The sequence below is a fragment of the Streptomyces sp. NPDC046862 genome (genome assembly GCF_040704615.1).
Taxonomy (GTDB): domain Bacteria; phylum Actinomycetota; class Actinomycetes; order Streptomycetales; family Streptomycetaceae; genus Streptomyces.
The window spans coordinates 17,846-37,796 of record NZ_JBEYXP010000040.1 but is presented as its reverse complement, the minus strand read 5'-3'; the positions used below and the strand labels follow the sequence as shown (position 1 = coordinate 37,796).

At 72.0% G+C, this 19,951-nt stretch carries 19 protein-coding genes; 8 read left to right on the top strand and 11 right to left on the bottom strand.

From position 1 onward, the window contains the following. Nucleotides 1-34: 34 nt before the first annotated feature. Complete coding sequence (locus tag AB0959_RS35300; protein ID WP_366830815.1) at nt 35-1,474, top strand: Nramp family divalent metal transporter; 1,440 nt, start codon at nt 35-37, stop codon at nt 1,472-1,474. 30 nt (nt 1,475-1,504) lie between these two features. Beyond that, complete coding sequence (locus AB0959_RS35295; protein WP_366830814.1) at nt 1,505-1,663, top strand: hypothetical protein; 159 nt, start codon at nt 1,505-1,507, stop codon at nt 1,661-1,663. Between the two features lie 33 nt (nt 1,664-1,696). Here AB0959_RS35295 and AB0959_RS35290 read toward each other — a convergent pair whose 3' ends face one another. The 3 genes from AB0959_RS35290 to AB0959_RS35280 all read right to left on the bottom strand — a co-directional run bounded on the left by AB0959_RS35290 (nt 1,697) and on the right by AB0959_RS35280 (nt 4,322). Continuing rightward, nucleotides 1,697-2,326: an antibiotic biosynthesis monooxygenase gene (locus AB0959_RS35290; RefSeq protein WP_366830813.1), complete on the bottom strand. Its 630-nt coding sequence runs from the start codon at nt 2,324-2,326 to the stop codon at nt 1,697-1,699. A gap of 522 nt (nt 2,327-2,848) precedes the next feature. Further along, nucleotides 2,849-3,976: a hydrolase gene (locus AB0959_RS35285; protein ID WP_366830885.1), complete on the bottom strand. Its 1,128-nt coding sequence runs from the start codon at nt 3,974-3,976 to the stop codon at nt 2,849-2,851. Nucleotides 3,977-4,190: 214 nt separating this feature from the next. Next, nucleotides 4,191-4,322, bottom strand: coding sequence for a hypothetical protein (locus AB0959_RS35280; RefSeq protein ID WP_366830812.1), 132 nt, complete (start codon nt 4,320-4,322; stop codon nt 4,191-4,193). Between the two features lie 122 nt (nt 4,323-4,444). Between AB0959_RS35280 and AB0959_RS35275 the strand changes: the two genes are divergently transcribed. Further along, nucleotides 4,445-5,107 carry a M15 family metallopeptidase gene (locus AB0959_RS35275; protein ID WP_366830811.1) on the top strand — a complete coding sequence of 221 codons (663 nt, stop codon included), beginning with the start codon at nt 4,445-4,447 and terminating at the stop codon, nt 5,105-5,107. Between the two features lie 21 nt (nt 5,108-5,128). Here the strand turns inward: AB0959_RS35275 and AB0959_RS35270 are convergent, their stop codons facing one another. From AB0959_RS35270 to AB0959_RS35255, 4 genes are all read right to left on the bottom strand, one after another. Then, nucleotides 5,129-6,625: a CAP domain-containing protein gene (locus tag AB0959_RS35270; RefSeq protein WP_366830810.1), complete on the bottom strand. Its 1,497-nt coding sequence runs from the start codon at nt 6,623-6,625 to the stop codon at nt 5,129-5,131. A 39-nt stretch (nt 6,626-6,664) separates the two neighbouring features. Beyond that, the gene (locus AB0959_RS35265; protein ID WP_366830809.1) at nt 6,665-6,970 is read right to left on the bottom strand and encodes a YkvA family protein; all 306 of its coding nucleotides are present in this window, start codon (nt 6,968-6,970) and stop codon (nt 6,665-6,667) included. A gap of 133 nt (nt 6,971-7,103) precedes the next feature. Further along, entirely contained in the window at nt 7,104-7,487 is a 384-nt protein-coding gene (locus AB0959_RS35260) for a hypothetical protein (RefSeq protein ID WP_366830808.1), read from the bottom strand. Between the two features lie 305 nt (nt 7,488-7,792). After that, the gene (locus AB0959_RS35255) at nt 7,793-8,719 is read right to left on the bottom strand and encodes a MurR/RpiR family transcriptional regulator (protein WP_366830807.1); all 927 of its coding nucleotides are present in this window, start codon (nt 8,717-8,719) and stop codon (nt 7,793-7,795) included. Between the two features lie 286 nt (nt 8,720-9,005). Here AB0959_RS35255 and AB0959_RS35250 point away from each other — a divergent pair, with 286 nt between their 5' ends. Both AB0959_RS35250 and AB0959_RS35245 read left to right on the top strand, forming a co-directional pair. Further along, nucleotides 9,006-9,425, top strand: a complete 420-nt coding sequence (locus AB0959_RS35250) for a hypothetical protein (protein ID WP_366830806.1) — start codon at nt 9,006-9,008, stop codon at nt 9,423-9,425. Nucleotides 9,426-9,428: 3 nt separating this feature from the next. Then, nucleotides 9,429-10,262, top strand: a complete 834-nt coding sequence (locus AB0959_RS35245) for a DUF1206 domain-containing protein (protein WP_366830805.1) — start codon at nt 9,429-9,431, stop codon at nt 10,260-10,262. Nucleotides 10,263-10,309: 47 nt separating this feature from the next. On the opposite strand, the gene AB0959_RS35240 is transcribed toward AB0959_RS35245, so the two are convergent. After that, nucleotides 10,310-12,073 carry a cholesterol oxidase substrate-binding domain-containing protein gene (locus AB0959_RS35240; protein WP_366830804.1) on the bottom strand — a complete coding sequence of 588 codons (1,764 nt, stop codon included), beginning with the start codon at nt 12,071-12,073 and terminating at the stop codon, nt 10,310-10,312. Nucleotides 12,074-12,218: 145 nt separating this feature from the next. Between AB0959_RS35240 and AB0959_RS35235 the strand changes: the two genes are divergently transcribed. Further along, entirely contained in the window at nt 12,219-12,719 is a 501-nt protein-coding gene (locus AB0959_RS35235; protein WP_366830803.1) for a DUF6328 family protein, read from the top strand. 67 nt (nt 12,720-12,786) lie between these two features. Next, entirely contained in the window at nt 12,787-15,966 is a 3,180-nt protein-coding gene (locus tag AB0959_RS35230; RefSeq protein WP_366830802.1) for an amidohydrolase family protein, read from the top strand. A gap of 9 nt (nt 15,967-15,975) precedes the next feature. Here AB0959_RS35230 and AB0959_RS35225 read toward each other — a convergent pair whose 3' ends face one another. Continuing rightward, nucleotides 15,976-17,085: a methyltransferase domain-containing protein gene (locus tag AB0959_RS35225; protein ID WP_366830801.1), complete on the bottom strand. Its 1,110-nt coding sequence runs from the start codon at nt 17,083-17,085 to the stop codon at nt 15,976-15,978. A 223-nt stretch (nt 17,086-17,308) separates the two neighbouring features. Between AB0959_RS35225 and AB0959_RS35220 the strand changes: the two genes are divergently transcribed. After that, nucleotides 17,309-17,971 (top strand): 1,4-alpha-glucan branching protein, encoded by a 663-nt coding sequence (locus AB0959_RS35220; RefSeq protein ID WP_366830800.1) that lies wholly within the window; start codon nt 17,309-17,311, stop codon nt 17,969-17,971. Nucleotides 17,972-17,989: 18 nt separating this feature from the next. On the opposite strand, the gene AB0959_RS35215 is transcribed toward AB0959_RS35220, so the two are convergent. Both AB0959_RS35215 and AB0959_RS35210 read right to left on the bottom strand, forming a co-directional pair. Continuing rightward, a complete protein-coding gene (locus AB0959_RS35215; RefSeq protein WP_366830799.1) occupies nt 17,990-19,252 on the bottom strand; it encodes an ABC transporter permease in 1,263 nt (420 codons plus the stop codon). After that, on the bottom strand, nt 19,249-19,920 hold the full coding sequence (locus AB0959_RS35210; RefSeq protein ID WP_366830884.1) for an ABC transporter ATP-binding protein: 672 nt from the start codon (nt 19,918-19,920) through the stop codon (nt 19,249-19,251). The genes AB0959_RS35215 and AB0959_RS35210 overlap by 4 nt, the downstream gene beginning before the upstream one ends. Between the last annotated feature and the right edge of the window lie 31 nt (nt 19,921-19,951).

The following is a 19,951-nucleotide window of genomic DNA, read 5'->3' as shown; positions in this document are numbered from 1 at the left end:
TCTCCGCACCCCGCGCCGACTCCGAGGACCAGCCATGTCGAGAACGACGCCCCAGCCGACGTCCGGGACCACCGCACCACCACCCCTCCCCGACGACCCCTACGCCCTGCGCGCCGAGGACGTCCGCGAGGCCCCCACGACCTTCACCGGCCGACTCCGCCACCTGGGCCCCGGCTTCGTGCTGTCGGCGGCCGTGGTCGGCTCCGGTGAACTCATCGTGACCACCTCGCTCGGCGCGAAGGCCGGCTTCGCCCTGCTCTGGCTGGTCATCGTCAGCACCGCCGTGAAGGTGTGGGTGCAGATGGAGCTGGCCCGCTGGACGATCCTCAACGGCCGTACCGCGCTGGAGGGGTACAAGAGCGTTGCCCCGCGCATCGGCCCGGTCGGCTGGATCAACTGGCTCTGGATCGGCATGGACTTCGCCAAGATGTTCCAGCGCGGCGGCATCATCGGCGGTACCGCCGCCGCCTGCTCGATCCTGTGGCCGATCACCGGCGAGGCGCTGAGTTTCCGGTCCCTCGCCGTGTGGACGGTCATCGTCACCGGCTCCGCCGTCCTCATGCTGCGCACCGGCAGGTACGGCGTCGTCGAGAAGCTCTGCGTCGCCTGCGTCATCGTCTTCACCATCGCCACGGTGGGCCTCGCGCTCGGACTTCCGGCCACCGAATTCGGCTACGGGGGAGGCGAGTTGGGTGAGGGCCTCAGCTTCCTCGTCCCGGCCGGCACCGTCGGTATCGCGCTCGCCATGTTCGGCATCACCGGCGTCGGCGCCGACGAGATGACGACGTACACCTACTGGTGCATCGAGAAGGGCTACGCCCGCTGGACCGGCCCCGACGACGGCACCGAGGAGCGGGCGCGGCGTGCCGAGGGCTGGCTGAAGGTGATGCGCCTCGACGTGGCCGCGGGCTGGCTCGTGTGCACCCTGTGCACCCTGTCCTTCTACGTCATCGGCGCCGCCGTGCTGCACCCGCAGAACCTGGTGCCCGAGGGCAACTCGATGATCACCACCCTGTCCCGCATCTACACCGACACGATGGGCCCCTGGGCCGAGTACCTGTTCCTCGCGGGCGCGATCGCCGTCCTGTACTCCACCCTCATCGGCTCCACGGCCAGCGTGCCCCGGCTGTGGACCAACACCCTCGGCCTGCTCGGCGTCATCGACTGGCGGAACGTCCACGTCCGCCGCCGCACCATCCAGATCCTCACCTGGTGCCTGCCGCCCCTGTGGGCCGCCTCCTTCCTGTACGTCCAGTCACCCGTCCTCATGGTCCAGATCGGCGGTATCGGCGGCGGCGTCTTCCTGCTGGCCGTGGTCATCGCCGTCTGGCGGCTGCGTGCCACGGGCGTCGAACGCCGTTTCCGCGCCAACGCCTGGTTCACCGCGGCCCTCGCCCTCAGCAGCGCGGCCATCGTGTTCCTCGGCGTGTACGGCGTCCTGGACGTGCTGGGCCTCAGCGTGACGAGCGACTGAGAGGCGACGCCGTCGCCGTCTTGCCCGGAGGTGTCGGCGAGCAAGGCGGCGCTGCGCCTGCCGCCGTCCTTGGAGGTGGAGGAGTACGGACAGCAGCCCTGCACGGAGTTCAAGGGGCTCCGCCGGGACCTGCTGGAGAGCGGCGATGAACGGGGCAGCGGACTCGTCCCGGTCAGGACTCGCGGCTGAAACGTACGACCTGCGGGCGTTCCCGACCGGAGCTCAGAACTCGGCGACAACCCGGAAGGGTGCGGGGTTGGCGATGGCGAAGTCGCGGGAGGCGGACAGGCGCTGTTGGAAGCGGGGGTCGTTGTCCGCTGCGCGCCATGCGTCGTGGCTGTCCCAGTGCGCGATGCCGACCAACTGGAAGCGGGTGTCCGGGTCCACGGCACGGTACAGCCGGTTGTCTCGGAAGCCGGGCGCCTTGCTCATCGGTTCCGCGAGGCTGAGCCAGTACGACAGGAACTCATCGATCCTCTGGGCGGGCAGCTCGAAGGCATTGATGAAGGTGATTCCCCGCCCGTCACTCGAACCGCCTTCCACCGTGGAAAATCCGGCGGCCACCTGATACCAGCCGCCCTGCACGGTGGCATAGCCGGCCGCGGTGGCTGCCGACGCGGTGAAGCCGGGATTCGCCAGCGCCAAGTCCCGGGCTTTGACGCTGTCCCAGTGCGCCACATTGACCAGGCCGAGTCGCCCCTCCGGGTGAAGTCTGCGATGCAGCCGCGCATCTCGGAAACCAGAGGCGTCGTGGATAAGACCGACTCGCTCCCGCCAGCGTGCGATGGACTCCTCGATCCGGTCCTCGGGCAGTTCCCACGTGTCGATCAGTGTTGTTCCGTCATCAGTCACCGCACCATGGTGAAACCTCAACCAGACTTCAGGTCAAGATGATGCGGTCACCCTGCCGGGCGAGCGACACGACTTTCTCCAGAACCGCCTGTGCATGGTGAGGCTCCTTCGCCACCGGCCGACCCACGCCGTAGAGGGCGTGTATCCCAAAGAGGGCGTGTATCCCAAAGGCGGGGGCCGCTCGTCCCCGGCGCCGCACGAGGTATCGCGCGGTCCGGGCGGGAAGATGAGGCAGGCGACATCGGCACGGACGCAGCCGCCCCCAGTTCCGCCTGAGGCCCATGCGCTGCCGGACACGACTTGAGCTGCCCGTCGAACCTGCCCTGGGACAGGCGGCTCGATGCAGTCGTCCCGGCAGCGGGCCACCACCGCGGCCGCCAGCCGGTCCCGCGACAACTCCACCGGGCACAACTCGGCGGCCAGCCACCGGCCGACCGTTCCTGGTCCTCCTCGGTGTTCGCCGGCACCAACGTCGCCTGCGCCCTTACCCCTTACCCGAGCCCTCTCGCACGAGGTGACAGGTCATCGGGAAAAGAAGCGCGCTTCCGGGTAGCGGTCTGACAGTCCATCCAACAGGCCTTCGTCATCCCGGCCCCGCAGCCAGCGGTCGAAGAAGGCGGCGAGGAAGGCCCGTTCGGCGGCGACCGCGCGCCCAGGCGCGATGGTGCCGATGTTCTCGACGACGGTCTTCCGGGGGAGGCCAAGCCGATGGGCGATCTGCGGGATGACCACCTCCGCGTCGGTGTACGTCGCGTGTTCCGCGCCACGCAGGGTCAGACCCCGGCGCCAGCCGTGACCATGCCGCCACAGGGAGTCCCAGGACGGCACCGTGCTGAGGTCGTTGCCGTCCTTGCCGATCAAGAGGAAAGGGCGGTCGAGGCCGTCAGCGGCGACGGTCGAGAGGTTGCCCGGGGTGCTGTCCTCCTGGACGTACGCGAGAACGCCGTCGAGATCAGCTCCTGCCGTGATGCGCGGGTCATCGTGCATCGCCTGCAAGGCGGTGAAGCCGCCTGCCGACTGTCCGAACATGCCGATGCGGCCAAGGTCCACCGTGCCGCGCAGATCCCGGGGAAGCGCGGTCGGCAGTTCGTCGAGGAGGAAGCGGGTGTCTGCCACCCGTACGGCCAGCGTCTTCTGCAAGAGTGCCGTGATGCGGTCCTGGTCCGGGTATGCCTTGGCGTATTCCGCGGGCAGAACAGTGCTTTCGACGCGACCGCCGGGGAACTGAACGGCGGTGGCGTCGTAGGTGTGATCGAGCGTCACCACCACATAGCCCCGGGAGGCGAGATCGTCGCAGAGCGTGGTGCCCCAGGAACGCGGGTCCCCAGCGCCAGGTGAGTAGCAGACGACTGGGTAAGGGCCTCTGTCCCGGTCGACCGGGGCGCCCTCACGAGCGTGGGTGCGAGTGGCCGACCAGTCGATCTCATCGCTGGGCACATCGGTGAGGCTGTTCAAGGCGGCGAATCCGGCGGCCTCCCCGGGGAGCATCTGCGGTGCGGTCGGGTAGGCGCCGGCGGCGCGGGCCGGGTAGCGGACGCCGATCATGAGCTCCCGGTACGGCTGCGACGTGATCCATGGATCGGAACGTGAGGCATCGACGAGGCGCAGTGAGACCGTCCCTACGGCGTACGGGCCGCTGAGCGGGGGCAACGTCAGCCGTACAAGCCCGGCCTTGTGCGGCGCAGCGGAAGCGGTTCGCGCGGAGGCGGTCGAGAGGGTGACGGCGGCAACGGCAGACAGCACGGCAGCCCGGCGAGTCAGCATGACAAAGCCCTCCTTGTCTGTGCGTGTTCAACACGTCCCTTCACCTTTGTGGATCGACTCAACCGCCACCATCCGGCAGGCCGGTTGGCGCACAGGGGGGTTATCCGTACCAGTCCCGCGTCCGGGTGAGGCGGATCCTTCGGTCCGCGACGCCCTCGGACCTGGTGAGCTGTTCGGCGATCTGTGCGACGAGGAGAAGAAACGGCGCCACCTTCTTGGCCGCCCCGGACACGGGTGAATTGACGGAGTGGGAGGCGCACGCGGGAGCCCTTCCGCACTCGGCCCCGAAGGCTTCCGGACAGGATCGGGAGAACGAGCACCGCCGAACCCCGGTCCTCGGCGAGGATCACAGGCATGACGAACGAGATCGTGCTGATGTCGGACCCCAGGGTCACGACGATCCCCGTGGTCGACTGCGGAGAACCACTCGTCGACCTCCGTCTCCAGGGGTCCCTCGTCGTGGACACCCGCAAGGAGGATCCGAGGGGCGCCTTCGCGTACCTGCGGGAACAGGTCCTGACCCGACTCCTCAAGGCCCAGGACGTGCTTCCGGACGGCTTACGGCTGCTCTTCGTCGAGGGATATCGTCCGCCCGCACTCCAACGCCACTACTTCGAGAGCTACGCCGACGAACTGCGCGCCGCCAACCCGGACTGGCCCCCGGCACAGGTGCGCGACGCCGCGAGCCGCTACGTGTCACCGCCGGAGATCGCCCCGCACAGCGCAGGCGCCGCCGTCGACCTCACCCTCGTGTCCGACGACGGGCGGGAACTCGACATGGGCACCCGGGTGAACGCCAGCCCGGAGGAGAGCGACGGCGCCTGTTACACGCACGCGGCCAACATCGGCCAGGAGGCCCGCGCCAACCGGCTCGTGCTCGGCGACGCCCTCACCGCCGCAGGCCTCGTCAACTACCCCACGGAGTGGTGGCACTGGTCCTACGGCGACCGCTACTGGGCCCTCGCCACCGGAGCCGACACCGCACTGTACGGACCGCGGGAGCTCGACCAGCTGTGAGGCGGGTACCGGAGGCGGCCGTCAGCCGCCGAACAACTGCGTCCAGTACGTGCCCGCCGAGCCACCCCCGGCGAAACCGATCCCTATGTGGGTGAAGGCGGGCTTGAGGATGTTGGCACGGTGGCCCGGGCTGTCCATCCAGCCGCGGACGACCTCGGCGGGCGAGCGCTGCCCGCAGGCGATGTTCTCGCCGATGGTGCGCCGGGTGGAACCCGCGGCCGCGGCCCGGTGCCAGGGCTCGCTGCCGTCGGGGGAGGTGTGCGAGTAGAAGGCGCGCGCCACCATGTCGGCGCTGTGGGCCTGGGCAGCGGTGGCGAGGAGCGGATCGCCCGCCAGCGGCGGGAGCCCGGCCGACGCCCGCTCGGCGTTGGTGAGCGCGACCACCTCTGCCGCCGCCTGCGTCAGTCCGGCCGGGGTGAGGGGCCGCGCCCACACGGCCGCCCAGTACACGTCGCCGGAGCGCCCGTCGGGGACGCCGGCCAGCCCGGCGTCGGTGAACGCCGGTTCGCACAGCGTGGCACGGGCCTGCTCGCTCGACAGGCAGTACTCCACGAACTCGGCCGGTGTGCGCGGACCGGACACCAGATGCTCGCCGACCGTGAGATACGCGTAGCCGCTCGCCGTGATCCGCTCGAACACGGACCGTCCGTCCGCCCCCTCGGAGGCGAGCCGTCCCCGCGCCGCCATTCCCGCCGCGTGCTCCTGAGCCGCCGCCATGAGCCGCGCGTCGAGCATCACGGCGGGCGAACCGGCCCTCGCCCGCGCGGAGTTCACCAGAGGCAGGAAGCCTTCGGGGTCACGGGCGGCGTCGGGGCTCGGCACCGGCGTACGGCCGCCGGTCGAGGAGGAGGACAGGCCCGGCATCCGCGGACCGTTCAGACCGCTCCCACGTCCGTTCCCGATGCGCGGAAGCCGGAAGAGCCCCGGCTCGGGCGCCGTACCCGCACGGGACGGTGCACCGACAGAACCACCGGCACCGATACCGGCACCGGCACCGGCGTCAGCACCGTCACTGGCCACAGCCCCCGCCGGAGTCGCGTCCTCGACGACGTCGACCCCGAAGTCCCGTGCCACACCGGCCAGTCCGTCCGCGTACCCCTGCCCCAGGGCCCGCAGCTTCCACGCCGGGCCCCGCCGGTAGATCTCGGCGAGCAGCAGCACTGTCTCGCTCTGTGGGCGTGGCGGGGTGAAGCGGGCGACGGCGCGTCCGCCGGAACCGGTGACATGGAGGGACGGGGCGGGCAGTCGCCCGAGGGGCGTGCCGGGGTCGGCGGGGCTGATGACCACCGTGACGCGGCTCGCCCCGGCCCGCAGCGCGCCCGGATCGATGGTGAGCTCCTCGTCCGCGAGGCGTACTCCGGGCGCCGTCCGCTGGTTGTAGAACACGAAGTCGGCGTCCCCGCGCACCTTCCCGCCCTCGTCGGTGACGAGCGCGGACATGTCGAAGGGGCCCGGCACCCGGAGAGTCAGGGTGCCGCCCGGCAGGGGCAGATTGCCCCCGGGAACCAGCTCGCTCATGCCGCCGCCCGTCACAGTGACCGTCGGCGGAACAACGTCTCACCTGCGCAGGGGAGTTCCCGCCTCGCTCTCCATCACTTCCGCGCGAGCCGCCCGCAGGGACCTGAGCGCAAGCAGCAGGACCCCCACGTCGTCCAGGTAGACGGGGTCGGGCACGAGATCGGCCGGCAGGACGAGATACAGCACCGCGCCCCAGAAGACCCAGCGCGGCCCGGCGGGCAGTCCGGCACGACGCAGGTCGCGCCGGGCCCGTACCAGCCGTACCAACAGCGCGACCGCCACCGCGAGTACGACGGCCGCGAGCACCGCGGCGACGACCACCCACGTCCAGGTCTCCGTGTCCATCCGCCCTGCCCCTCGCTCGAGGTCCCGGCCTGTTCCTTCTGTTCCTGTTCCCGAAGGCGGCCGGTCGTATCGCCGTTCCGCCCGCAAGGAGGAAGCACCTGAAGGAGCACGGGAGCAGGGGGAGCGGGGCCGGTCAGTGAGAGGCGCGCGCCAGACTGCTGTCCGTGAGGGCCTGGCTGACCGCGCGGATGCTGCGGGCGATGTGGTTCAGCTGCATGACTTCCGCGGCGTACATCTTGATCGTGTGCTCGATGACCGATTCGGTGAGCCCCAGGCGGGGCAGCTCGGCCCGCGCTGTCTGCAGGGCGGTGCGCGCGACCCGAATCTCGTGCTGCACCTGGATCTGGGCGTGGCGGGCCAGCAGCACCGGGTGGCGGAGCATCGGCGGGTAGCTGCCGTAGCGGGCCGGCACCAGCTCGCGCAGCCACTTGGCGGCGGAACGCTCCCAGTCGTAGCTGCCCGGTGTCTTCACCTGACACGGCCAGTCCGAGCTGATCGGCGAGTAGGTGAGGGCCATGATCATCGCTCCGGTCTTACGTCGGCGCCAAGGGTGGAGGAGTCTCGGCGGCCCCGGTCCAGGGGATGACCGGGGCCGCTGCGCCCGGGGCGCCGTGGCGGGTAGGAGCGGACGGTCCCGGGCGGACTTCGTGGCCCGGAGTTCCGGCCGGGTCACGATCCGCGAGCAGTATTTATATATACCGATGAGTTTGCAAGAACATGAAAAAATTCATACCAGGATGCTGCTGAATAGTCCCATGTGATGCGGGTGGCGAAGGATGCGAGGAAAGGCCCGGCGGGACCGGACGTGGTCAGTCCTTGAGATCAGTCCTTGAGGAAGAACTGGTGCTGCTCCGCGATCTGTTCGTACTCCTCCAGCCGTGCCTGCGTGCGCTCGGGGTCCGCGTCGGTCATGGCCTGGAGCAGCGCCCCGGACATCAGCACCGGTGCAGCGTACGAGTCGAAGACCAGTCGCGATCCCGTCCCCGTGGTGAAGACCACGTCGGCCTCGTCGGCCACGGGCCCGAGCGCCAGGTCGGTGATCAGGGCCACCCTCAGACCCGCGCTGTGCGCGACCCGGAGGGCGGTGAGCGTCTCCTGCCCGTGCCGGGGCATCGAGAACGCCAGCAGCCAGGTGCCCCCGGCCTCACGCGACTGCAGCAGCGCGTCGTACGCGACGCTGCCGCCCCGGGTCACCAGTCGTACGTCGGGGTGGATCCGGCGAGCTGCGTAGGCGAAGTACTCGGCGAGCGCTCCGGAGATCCTCAGGCCGAGGACCGTCAGCGGAGTGGAGCGGGACAGGGCCCTGCCGACCGTGATCACCTGGTCCGGGTCGGCGAAGTCACGCCGCAGGTTCTCCAGGTTCGCGATCTCGGCGTCCACGGCGGCCTGGAGCTCGTTGCTGCGGTTCTCGGCGGTGGTGGCCGGTGCGCTGCCGAGGACGCTGAGCGCGATGGCCTGGAGCTTCTCCCGCAGCGCCGGGTACCCGCTGAATCCCACGGCCGCGGCGAACCGGGTCACCGACGGCTGGCTGACACCGACGCGTTCCGCGAGGTCCGTGATCGACAGGAACGCGGCCTCCGTGATGTGCTCGATCAGGTACTGGGCGATGCGCCGCTGCCCGGGAGACAGACGGGGCCCGTCGAAGAGCTCCCGGAGCCGGACCGTGGGCGCGGCCGTCTCCGCCTCGGGAGCCGTCCGGCCCGAGGTGATCGCCGATGCCTGAGCGCGTGCCTGCTGCGGCGACGGCACCCGAGCGCCTCCTTCGTCTCCCACGAGCACTCAACATAGCCCACCGACGTTCCGCGTCAGGGGGGCGACCGTCGGCACCGGCGCCCCTGACGACGGTCGCGCGGGCGTGGTGCGAGGGCCTGGAACGCCGCCGGACGCGGCCTACCGTGGCGCGGCGCACGCCGGGGGCCGGTGCGTTCTGGCGCCTCGCAGGTCGCCGGGCGACGTGACATGCGGTGACCCCGTTTCGGCCGCGGGCCGGGGGTACCCGCATGGTGCCCCCGCCCACACGACAGGGAGGATCCTGGTGAACCTGACCCCGCTGCCCGTGTCACAGGTCCAGGTGGTTCTCAGCGACTGCTCCGCGCACGACGCCGGCCTCCTGTTCGACGCCCTGTGCACCTGCTTCTCCTCGGACCGCTGCGTCGGCGAGGAACCGCATGAGGCGCACCGCGACCGCCCGACCGTGTGGACGGGCACCTTCGAACTGCTCGACGACCCCGAGCACCCGACCGGTCACCCTCACGAGCCCCACTCCGTGCCGCTTTCCGCCCCCGTGCTCGCCGACGTACAGGGAAGCCCGCTCGCGGTGCGGCACCTGCGGGAGGCACTGGAGGAGTCCTTCACCGTCCAGGAGGTCGGTGCCATCCCTGGAGACCAGGAGGTCCAGGTGCAGTTCGTGCTGGAAGGACGGGCCGCCCGTACCCCCTTCACGACGAGCGGCTGAGCCATGGCCTTACGCGCGAGCGCGCTGCCTCCGAACGCCCGGGTGGCGCGCGCATCCATGATCGAGGGCGCCGCGCGGGCGGGCCTCGCCGCGCGCGGCGCCATCTACCTGATGGTCGGCGCGCTGGCCCTGCAGATCGCCTTCGGTGACGGCGATCGGCAGGCCGACCGCGGCGGGGCGCTCGCCGAGCTCTCCGAGAAGCCCTTTGGAGCCGTCCTGCTGTGGGCGCTGGGCATCGGCCTGGTGGGCATGGCGCTGTGGAGACTGTCCGAGGCGGTGTTCGGCGCGGCGGGCGCGGACGGCCGTGCCTGGCGCAAGAGGCTCGCCGCCGGAGCGCGCTGTGTCTTCTACTCGGTGGTCGCCTATTCGGTGCTCTCCTTCGCCTCGGGCTCGCGGGGCGGCAGCGCCGGCGGCTCCAGCGACGAACAGTCCAGGGACGTGACGGCCAGGGCCCTCGGCCTGCCCGGCGGGCAGTGGCTCGTGGCCGCGGCGGGCGCGGGCGTCGTCGTGGCGGGTGTGTGGATCGGCGCGCGGGCCGTGATGCGCAGCTACCACAAGCATCTGCGGCTCGCCGAGATGACCCGCGGGACCCGCAGGGTCGTGGACACGACCGGGGTGGTGGGCGGCGCGGCGCGCGGCCTGGTGTTCGCCGTGGCGGGCGCCTTCGCGATACGGGCCGCGGTCGACTACGAGCCGGACAAGGCCAAGGGGCTCGACGACACCCTCCGCTCCTTCGCCGGGACCCCGCTGGGCCCGACGGCGCTGACGGCCGTGGCGGCGGGCCTGGTCCTGTTCGGTCTGTTCTCGTTCGCGATGGCACGCTGGCGCAGGGTCTGACCGACCACGGACCGCGGGCCCGTCGTCGAGGACGTGCCGTGCCCACGTCAGTCCTGAGGAAACAGCCGGTCGAGAAGAGGGCTCCTGAACACCCCGTGGGGATCCAGCCGGTCCAGGATCTCCACGGCCTCGCCCCAGGCCGAACGCCCGCCACCGCCACCGTCGCCGGCACCGCCGCTGTCGTCGAAGGACGCGGGAACCACGCCGCCCAGGACATCCCCGTCGCTCCACGCGGCCGCATCCGTGTACGCCCAGCCCTTGGACCACTCGACGCGGGTGAGGGCGTGCCCGCCGTCGTACGTGCCGAGCAGGAACCGCTCCAGTTCCCGGTAGAACGCCTCCGCGTCCGGCGTTCCCGGCAGGGTCAGCACGTTCAGCCACACGGCGGTGTCCCACTCGGGCCGGTCGGCGCGCGGTCGCAGTGCGGACAACAAGGGAGCTCGGGCACCCTCCACCCCGGTGACCGAGGGGTCGTCGAGCCCGCTCACCCGTATCTCGACCGTGCCGTTGACGGGAAAGCTCCCACGGGCGGCATACGCGGTGAGCCGCTCCCGGTAGAAGGCGGTGAACTCGGCGAGGACCCGCTGCACCTGGTCCCGCGAGGTGAGCACGGCGTACCCGTTGGTCCCGACGCGCAGGGTCGTCGGCCGGACGTAGAGCAGCGTGTTCTTCGACGGCCCCCAGATGTCGGCCGACCGCGTCGCCGCCAGCCCGAGCACGGCCGCCCCGAACTGTGCCTCCCCCAGCACCGGCGCCAGATACCAGGCACCCTCCGTCACCATCCGCCCGACGAGATCCGCCACGGGAGTCGGCATGCTGTCGGAGAACGGGTAGTTGTACGGCGACGTCACCTGCCGTGAGGTGAGCGGACGTTGTGGTGCGACGCTCCACACCTTGAGCCAGGGGAACTCGGTGAAGGGGAACCAGATCGCCTCGACCCGCCCGGCCTCGTCCAGGAAGCTCGCGAACGTCCGCCCGTCGCCGCCCGGCTCCGCGAACAGCTCGGCCGCTGAGAGGTCGGTCCGGCTGACACACCGCAGGCTGGTGTCGGCGCCCACGCGCAGCACGACCTCGGTGACCAGCGCCCGGCCGAGGTGGGTGAGCAGGGCGGTGCCGTCCGTGTCGCCGCGCCCGTAGGTGCGCAGGACGTACGCGTCGCTGTCGGCGTCCCACACCACCGCCGACAGCGACAGCACGAGGTTGCTGAGCGAGCCGTACGTGTGCCCGGGCAGCGGGCGCTCCCCGCGGGCGGGTACGGAGGTGCCGTGCGCGTCGACGGCCAGGGCGCCACCGACCGTCAGGACACCGGGAGCCGGGGCGGCCGTGACGCCGAGTCCGTGGCCCTCCAGGAAGGTGAGGAGGGCTTCGAGCGTCGCGCCGGTGCCCGCGCGCACCGCGGCGGGCTCGGTCGACTCGATGGTCAGGCCGGTGAGATTCCGGGTCGTGTCGACCAGCAGGACCGGGGCGCCGGGCTCGGTTCCGGCCGGCACGGTCAGCGGGGACCAGCCGTGGGACGCCCCGCGCGCGCGGACCGTCCAGCCCTGGCGCCGGGCCCAGTTGACCACGGCGACGGCCTCGTTCCCGTCGGCGGGCGCGCAGGCCCACACGCCGTCCGCGGTGATCTCACCGACCCAGTTGCGGTACGCGGACCGGTAGAGCTCGACCCCCTCGGGGAACCCGGGGAGTTCGGCCGCGGCGGCGGCCGGGTCCGCGAGGACGAACTGCGGACCGGCGGCCAAGGTCGCCGCCGTCAGCAGGAACCCGCGACGCGACCAGGCGGCACGAGCGTCACTCTTCGAAGGCTTGTTCACGCCGGCCACGCTAGGCGGGATGGACACGTACCGCCGTACCGTCCAAAAGCCTCACCCATGTGAGTGAAATGATCCCTACACGCGCTTCACAACGCACACCTCTTCGCCATCCAACACAAGGAGACCAAGCAGCCGGGAGGACAGGGTGTCCGACAGCGCAGACCACTGGGTCCGAGGCCGGGGCCGCGACGAGACGGAGGAGGAGCGTGCCGACCGCAAGTGGGTCGAGCTCATCCAGGAGGTCCGCGTGGCCCAGACCGGCGTGCAGATCCTGTTCGGCATCCTGCTCACCGTGGTCTTCACGCCCCGGTACCCGCAGCTGTCGCAGACGGACCGGAACATCTACATCACGACGGTGGTCCTCGGGGCCGCCGCCACCGGCGCCCTGATCGGTCCGGTCTCCTTCCACCGGCTCGTCTCCGGGCGGCGGATCAAACCGGAGACGGTGACCTGGGCCTCCCGGCTGACCGTCACCGGGCTCCTGCTCCTGCTGGCCACGATGACGGCGGCGCTGCTGCTGATCCTGCGCGTGGCCACCCACGACGACTACGTGCCGTGGCTGGTGGCCGGGGTCGTCGCCTGGTACCTGCTGTGCTGGTTCGTCCTGCCCCTGTGGGCACGCCTGCGTCACACCAGTGCCGGCTGACGCCTCATCCGTTGGCGTGAATGGTGCTGTTGCCCGTGGGCCGGGCGGTGCGCCAGCGTGCACTGCCATGGACCGTGATCGGAGCACCGCCGTCTTCCGTCCGACGCGCCGTCAACTCCTCGCCGCCGCAAGCGCCGTTCCCCTCGTGGGCACGGCTCCGGCGCAGGCACGACCGCGCACCGGCCTCTCCCTGTCGTTCACCCGCGCCACCAACGGCTCGGCGACCCTCTCACCCGCCGGCGACCGCCTGGTCGCCGAGGTCCAGAGCGTCCTGTGGACCCTGCCCCGCACCGGCGGCACCGCCCGTCCCTTCACTCCCTCGGATCTTGAACCCAACCGGCCCACGCACGCCCCGGACGGCACACTCATCGCGTTCTGCGCCTACCGCGGCGGCGGATTCCACCTCTGGACGGTCCGCCCCGACGGCACCGGCCTGCGGCAGCGCACCGACGGCCCCTGGGACGACCGCGGCCCGGCCTGGTCGCCCGACGGCACCCGGCTCGCCTTCGCCTCCGAACGCGGCGGCGACCCGGTGGACGGCGCCCCGTACCGCATCCACGTCCTCGACCTGCGCTCCGGCCGGATCACCCGCGTCACGGGCCTGCCCGACCAGGAAGGACCCCTGCAGGACGGCCCGTGGGAGGACTTCGACCCCACCTGGTCACCCGACGGCAGCCACATCCTGTTCGTCCGCGCGAAGACGGTCACCACCACCCAGGGCCTGAGCGTGGAGGCCCGGACGATCGCCGCCGTACCCGCCGACGGCACCGGCGCGGTCACCGTCCGGCACACCGAGACAGAGGCCGCGCAGGTCATGACGCCCGCCCTCGCTCCCGACGGCCGCCTCGCCCACCTGCGCACGACGCCCTCCCCGAACGGCTCCTGCACCCTTGTCGTCGACGGCCGCCCGGTCCCGGTCACCGGGGACATCGCGCCGGTGCCCCCGCGCTGGACACCGGCGGGCGAACTGCTCCTCACGGTCGACGGCACCTTCACCCTCGTACGGCCCGACAGACCCGAGAAGCCGGAGACCATCCCCTTCGAGAGCGTCCTCCCCGTGCGGCGGCCGCGGTACCGGACGAAGGAGTACGACCTGGGGGAGGGCCGCGCGCGTCCGGTGCGGGGCATCCACCTGCCCGCACTGTCGCCCGACGGCCGCCAGATCGCGTTCGCCGCCCTCAACTCACTGTGGCTCGCCGGGAGTTCGGGCGGGCGTCCACCCCGGCGGCTGCGGCGTTCGGCGCCCACGCGATATCTGCTCGCCCCGTCGTGGGCACCCGACGGGCGGTCGCTCGTCTACGCCGACGACCGTGACGGACTCCTCGGCGTGTACCGGCACGATCCGGCCACCGGTGAGGAGAGCGCGCTCGCGACCGGCGGCCGGGTCTTTCCGGCGCTCTCGCCCGACGGGCAGCGGCTCGCCTGCCTCGACCTGACCGGGCGGCTCGTCGTCCGCGACCTGCCGTCCGGCGAGGAACGCGTGCTGGCCGCACCCCTCGGCGGCGGCGGGCTGCCCGGCCGCCCCAGCTGGTCACCCGACGGCCGCCACCTCGCCCTGTGCGACCGCAACCGCATCAACGCCCGCTTCCGCGAGGGCCACAACGTCATCCGGCTCGTGGACACCACGACCGGCACCGACCGCCTCCACACGGTCGCGCCCCACACGTCGATCTCCGACCGCTACGCCTCCGGGCCCGTCTGGTCGCCCGACGGCCGCTGGATGGCGGTGATCGTCGAGTCCGCGCTGTGCCTGCTGCCCGTCGCCCCCGACGGCACCCCACGAGGGGACCTGCGCACCCTTACCACCGAACCGGCCGACCACCCCTCGTGGTCCGGCGACTCCCGCACCCTGCTCTACCTGTCCGGCACACGACTGCGGCTCGTCGACGCCGACGGAGGCACCGCCCGCACCGTCCGCGTGCCGCTGAACCGCTCCCGGCCCACCCCCGCCGACGTGGTGGTGCACGCCGGACGCCTGTGGGACGGCACCGGCGAGGACGTCCGGGACGACGCCGACATCGTCGTACGCGATGGACGCATCGCCGCGGTGGAACCCCACCGCACGGGCCGGCGCCCCGCCCTCCGCCGGATCGACGCCTCGGCCCGTACCGTCGTCCCCGGCCTGTGGGACACGCACACCCATCCCTGGCAGACCACCTACGGCGGACGCCAGACCACCGGTCAGCTCACCTACGGCATCACCACCGCCGTCTCCCTCGGCGGCTTCGCCCACGAACAGGCCCGTATCCGCGAGGCGGTGGCCGCCGGACAGCTCGCCGGACCACGGCTGCTGACCACGGGCGAACTCCTCGACGGGGCGCGCGTCGCCTACAGCATGGGCCGCGCCCACCGGACCCGGGAGGGACTGCGCCGCTCCCTGGAGCGGGCCGCCGCGCTGGACTGGGACTTCGTCAAGACCTATGTCCGGGCGCCCACATGGATCATGGAGGAGGCCGCCCGCTTCGCCCACGAGCGCCTCGGCGTCCGCACGGGGGGTCACCTGCTCTCTCCGGGCGTCCAGGTCGGCCAGGACCTGACGACCCATCTGCAGGCCACCCAGCGGGGCGAGTTCGGCCACGCCATCACCGCGACGGGCCGCGCCTACCAGGACGTCGTCGAGGTCTACGGCGCGCGCGGGATCGGGTTCTCCCTGATCGCCACGCCGTTCACCTCCGCACCCCTGCTCGGCGCGGACCCCTCCCTCGCCGACGACCCCCGCGTCACCGTCGTGATGCCTCCCTGGGACGCCGCCGCCGTCCAGCAGGCGGCCGGCGTCCCGCCCACCGCCGCCCAACTCGCCGCGCTGCGCACGGAGACCGACATATACCGGCGGATCCTGGCCGCCGGAGGGCTCGTCGCCCTCGGTACGGACCAGCCGCTCGTCCCCGTCGGCCTCGCCCTCCACCTGGGTCTGCGCGCCCTGCACCGGGGAGGTATGTCCCCGGCACAGGCACTGCGCACCGCGACCGTCCTGCCCGCCCGCCTCTTCGGCGTGGACCGCGATCTGGGCACCGTCGAGGAGGGCAGGCTCGCCGACCTGACCGTCGTCGACGGCGACCCGTTCACGGACTTCGCCACCCTTGTGCGGACCGTGTCCGTACTCCGGGGCGGAGTGCCGTACACCACCGAGGAGTTGGTCACCGCCTTCGAACCGTCCGCCCGGCGGACCACGGCGGCGGAGGACGACTGGCTCGGGGTGGGGCGGCGGATGCGCAGGGACGGCTGCTGTGACACCCACGGATTCTGACGGTGCCTTCTAGCCGACCTCCACTTCCCGCCGGGCCCGGGACCCTCTCCGGGCGCGTTGCCGTTCGAGCCGCACCAGCAGGGGACGGCTGCCGAACAGGCTCAGTTGCTGCACGTGGACGGGGGTCAGGCCGAGCGCCAGGGCATGCCCCAGTCCGCGTGCCTCGGGAAGCAGCACGACCGCCCGCCCCTCGTCGGCGAGGACGCGGGCGAGTTCGTGCCACCACCGCTCGGGGTGCCCGGCCAGGCGTCCGCCCGCGTCGACCTGCTCACCCCACGGCGGGTTGCACAGGACGCGGTCGATGCTGCGGTCGGCGACGGGAAGAGCGCCGGCGTCGCCGCGTTCGACGGTGACCGGGAGCGGCCCGGCGTTCTGTCGTGCCGCCCGGCGCGCGGCGGGATCGAGATCGAACCCGAGCAGCGTGGTGCCCGGCACCGTGTGGTGGGCCTCGATGAGCAGCGTCCCCGCCCCGCAGCACGGATCCAGCACCCGCTGGCCCGGAAGCAGTTCTGCCGCCTGGGCCATGGCCGCGGCGACCGGTGGGTGCAGCGTGCCCGCGATGGTCGCGTTCTTGTAGTCACGCCGATGCGCCGGGCGCCGGCCCAGGCGGAGCAGCAGGGTGGCATGGGTGCCGTCCAGCGTCAGCCGCCACCCGCTGTGGCCGGGCGGCGGGGGCTCGCCGTGCCGGCGCGCGTGGTACGGCACGCCCGCGCGCTCGGCCAGCACCCGGCCGACGGCGTCCTCGATGTCGTACCGGTTGTACGTCCTGCGCCCCAGGAAGGACGCCGAGATCTCGATCCCGCCGAACCGGACCGGGCCGCCGTGTGCCCGACGCTCCCGGGCCAGCCGCTTCAGGTCGACCGCACGGGTCATGTCGGCCAGGGCGGCCAGGTCGCTCTTGTGCGGACCGATGTCGTCCCGGCGCCAGGCCAGCAGGAAGACGTCGTCGGCGGTCCGCAGCCGCACCTCGTCGTCAGCGCCGCTGCCGGTCGTCGTCCGGAAGCCCACCTCGCGGTGGCCGATCCAGTCGACGGTCGCGGAACGCGTCCGCAGAATCTCCGTGCCGAGTGCGGGCTCCAGCCCGCGTACGCACCGCGCCACCAGGCGCGCCGCCGTCACGAGACGGCCGACGTGCCGGGACGGGGGTGCCGAGGAAACACGCGCCCATTGCGCATGATGGCGTTTTCTCCCACGTCGCAGCCCGGGACGGTGATCGACCGTCCCGCATCGTCGGCGCCGGGTGGATCCGCGTCGTGCCGACGGAGCGGCTAGCGGAGGTGGAAGAAGTACGTCATGATCAAACAGCTTATCAGGCCGTCACGTTCCGTGAGAGCCTCCTGACATGGCCATCATTCACCGCACCACCCTCAAGCCGACCAAGCTGGAACTGCTCACGACCTGGCTGCCCTCCCGCCCGTGGTATGGCGGCGCCGGCGAACCTCGGCTGACCAAGGCCGGCGGCTTCCGGCTCGACGACCCGGCGGGCGAGGTCGGGATCGAGTTCATGGTGGTCACCGACACCGCCGGGCCCGAGCCGGCCGACTACCTGGTTCCGATGACCTATCGCGGTGCCCCGCTCGACGGCGTGGAGCACGCTCTCATCGGGACCTTGGAGCACGGGGTACTGGGGAAGCGGTGGGTCTACGACGGTTGCCACGACCCGGTGCTGGTCGCCCAGTTGTGGGCGCTGATCGAGGGTCGGGCCGAGGCCCAGGCGCAGAGCATCACCGACGCTCCCGACCGGGAGGTCACCCGTTCCCACGCCGGTGAGGGCTTCACCTCCCCGGACGGCACGACCCCGGCCACCGACGACGAGGAGGGCACCGAACTGCCCGCACCGCGGGGCACGACCCTCCGCCTGCACCGGTCCCCGCGTCCCGCCCCGGACGGCTCACCGCTGCCTCCCCAGGGGGCCATCGGTCACGTCGGCGGCGCCTGGCAGTTGCCGGACGGCACCCGCGGCCGTGGGCTGTTCGCCGTCCTGCACACCGGATCTCCGGCCTAGGCACTGGTGGCCTGGGCACTAGTTCGTGGCGAGCGCTTCCGTCGGGGTCAGGCGGGCGGCGCGGAGGGAGGGGTAGACGCCGGCGAGCATGCCGATCACGATCGCGCCGCCGAACCCCGTGGTCACCGAGGTGAGGGGGACGACCGGCGGCCAGTGCTGATGGGTGGCGTAGGCGACGGTGGCCAGGGTGCCCAGCACGGTGCCGGCCAGGCCGCCGAGTCCTGACAGGACGACCGACTCGGTGAGGAACTGGGCACGTATCTGGCCCCGGTTGGCACCCAGGGCGCGGCGCAGGCCGATCTCCCGGCGGCGTTCGAGGACGGAGATGACCATGGTGTTGGCCACTCCGATGCCGCCGACGAGGAGCGCGACCCCGGCGAGTCCCAGGAAGAGCGCGGAGAAGGTGCTCTCGGTGGCCCGTTTGGCGGCCAGCGCGTCGGACGGGCGGCTGACCTGGACCAGGCCGGGCAGTTCGGGGTTGATGGTGGCGGGCAGCACGTCGCGTACGGCCTCGATCTCCGCCTCCCTGGCCTTGAGGTAGATCACCGTGGGGTGGCCGTCGAACTTCAGCAGACTTCGCGCGGCGTCCCAGCCGACCAGGACCGAGCGGTCGATGTCCGGCGACAACGGGGTCTTCTCAAGGACGCCGATGACCGTGAACCAGCGGCGGTTGATGTAGATCTGCGGGGCGGGCTGCCCGGGAGCGACCTTCGGAACGCCGAGACGGGAGGCGGCGACCGAGCCGAGGACGGCGGTGGGGAACCGCTCCGTGTCCGCGCTGAGGAACCGGCCCGATCCGACCTCGGCGTTGATCGTCTCCAGCAGGTTCAGCTTGCCGGCCAGGACGGTCAGCCCCGTGTAGTCGGCGGCACCGACCCGGTCGTTGCGGGAGACCTCGGCATGGGTGTTGGCGACCGCGCTGGCCGCTGTGACCGGCCCGATCCGGCGGGTCATGTCCACCGATTCCGGCGGCAGCAGCACCGGTGGGTCCTGGCGGGCGGGCACGGCCTGGAGCATGTTGGTGCCGAGCGCGGAGAGCTCCTTCATCAGGGCCTTCTGACTGGACGCCGGGATCCCGGTGACGACGATCAGGGTCGCGATGCCGATCGAGATGCCGAGGGCGGACAGGGCGGCCCGTACCTTGCGGGTCCGGATGCCCAGCAGCCCCAGGGCCAGAATGTCCAGCGGTGCCAGCCGCACCGGCCTGCTGTCGGCGACCCCGCCGACGATCCCGTGGGCGGGACCGCCGGCGGCGTGCCGCCGCGTCGATGTGATGGTCATGACCAGCTCTCCGTACGGGCGGGTGCGTCGGTGCGGGTGTCGGAGCGCAGTCGTCCGTCGCGGATCTCCACCCGGCGGGGCAACTGGGCCGCGATGTCCCGGTCGTGGGTGATGACCGCGATGGTGGTCCCCTCGCGGTTCAGCGCGGTCAGCAGATCCAGTACGGCCACGCCGTTCGCGGTGTCCAGCGCGCCCGTGGGCTCGTCCGCGAGCACCAGGACGGGCCGGTTGACGAGCGCGCGGGCGATGGCCACCCGCTGCCGTTCACCGCCGGAGAGCTGCTGCGGCAGATGCCGGGCCCTGCGGGCCAGCCCCACCCGGTCCAGTGCCTCCAGGGCCAGCGGGCGGCGCTTGCCGCGCGGCACCCCGGCGTACAGCAGACCGGTGGCGACGTTCTCGGCGGCGGTCAGCCCGTCGGTGAGGTGGAACTGCTGGAACACGAAGCCGAGCCGGCGCCCCCGCAACGCCGACAGCCTGCGGTCGGAGAGGTCCGCGACGTCCTGGCCGCCGACCTCCACGGTGCCACTGGTGGGCCGGTCCAGCGTGCCCATGATGTTCAGTAGGGTCGACTTGCCGGACCCGGACGGGCCGACGATGCCGAGCAGTTCGCCCTGCTCGACGACGAGCGAGACGTCGTCGAGCGCCGTGACCCCGCCGGGGTATACCATGCTCGCGCCGCGCACGGCCAGGACCGGGGGC

What these genes read in the sequence shown, in the direction of transcription:
- AB0959_RS35270 (WP_366830810.1), bottom strand. Translation starts at nt 6,625, where the DNA reads ATGAGCGAGCTGGTTCCCGGGGGCAATCTGCCCCTGCCGGGCGGCACC.
- AB0959_RS35300 (WP_366830815.1), top strand. Translation starts at nt 35, where the DNA reads ATGTCGAGAACGACGCCCCAGCCGACGTCCGGGACCACCGCACCACCA.
- AB0959_RS35210 (WP_366830884.1), bottom strand. Translation starts at nt 19,920, where the DNA reads ATGGTATACCCCGGCGGGGTCACGGCGCTCGACGACGTCTCGCTCGTC.
- AB0959_RS35230 (WP_366830802.1), top strand. Translation starts at nt 12,787, where the DNA reads ATGGACCGTGATCGGAGCACCGCCGTCTTCCGTCCGACGCGCCGTCAA.
- AB0959_RS35275 (WP_366830811.1), top strand. Translation starts at nt 4,445, where the DNA reads ATGACGAACGAGATCGTGCTGATGTCGGACCCCAGGGTCACGACGATC.
- AB0959_RS35265 (WP_366830809.1), bottom strand. Translation starts at nt 6,970, where the DNA reads ATGGACACGGAGACCTGGACGTGGGTGGTCGTCGCCGCGGTGCTCGCG.
- AB0959_RS35215 (WP_366830799.1), bottom strand. Translation starts at nt 19,252, where the DNA reads ATGACCATCACATCGACGCGGCGGCACGCCGCCGGCGGTCCCGCCCAC.
- AB0959_RS35245 (WP_366830805.1), top strand. Translation starts at nt 9,429, where the DNA reads ATGGCCTTACGCGCGAGCGCGCTGCCTCCGAACGCCCGGGTGGCGCGC.
- AB0959_RS35260 (WP_366830808.1), bottom strand. Translation starts at nt 7,487, where the DNA reads ATGGCCCTCACCTACTCGCCGATCAGCTCGGACTGGCCGTGTCAGGTG.
- AB0959_RS35220 (WP_366830800.1), top strand. Translation starts at nt 17,309, where the DNA reads ATGGCCATCATTCACCGCACCACCCTCAAGCCGACCAAGCTGGAACTG.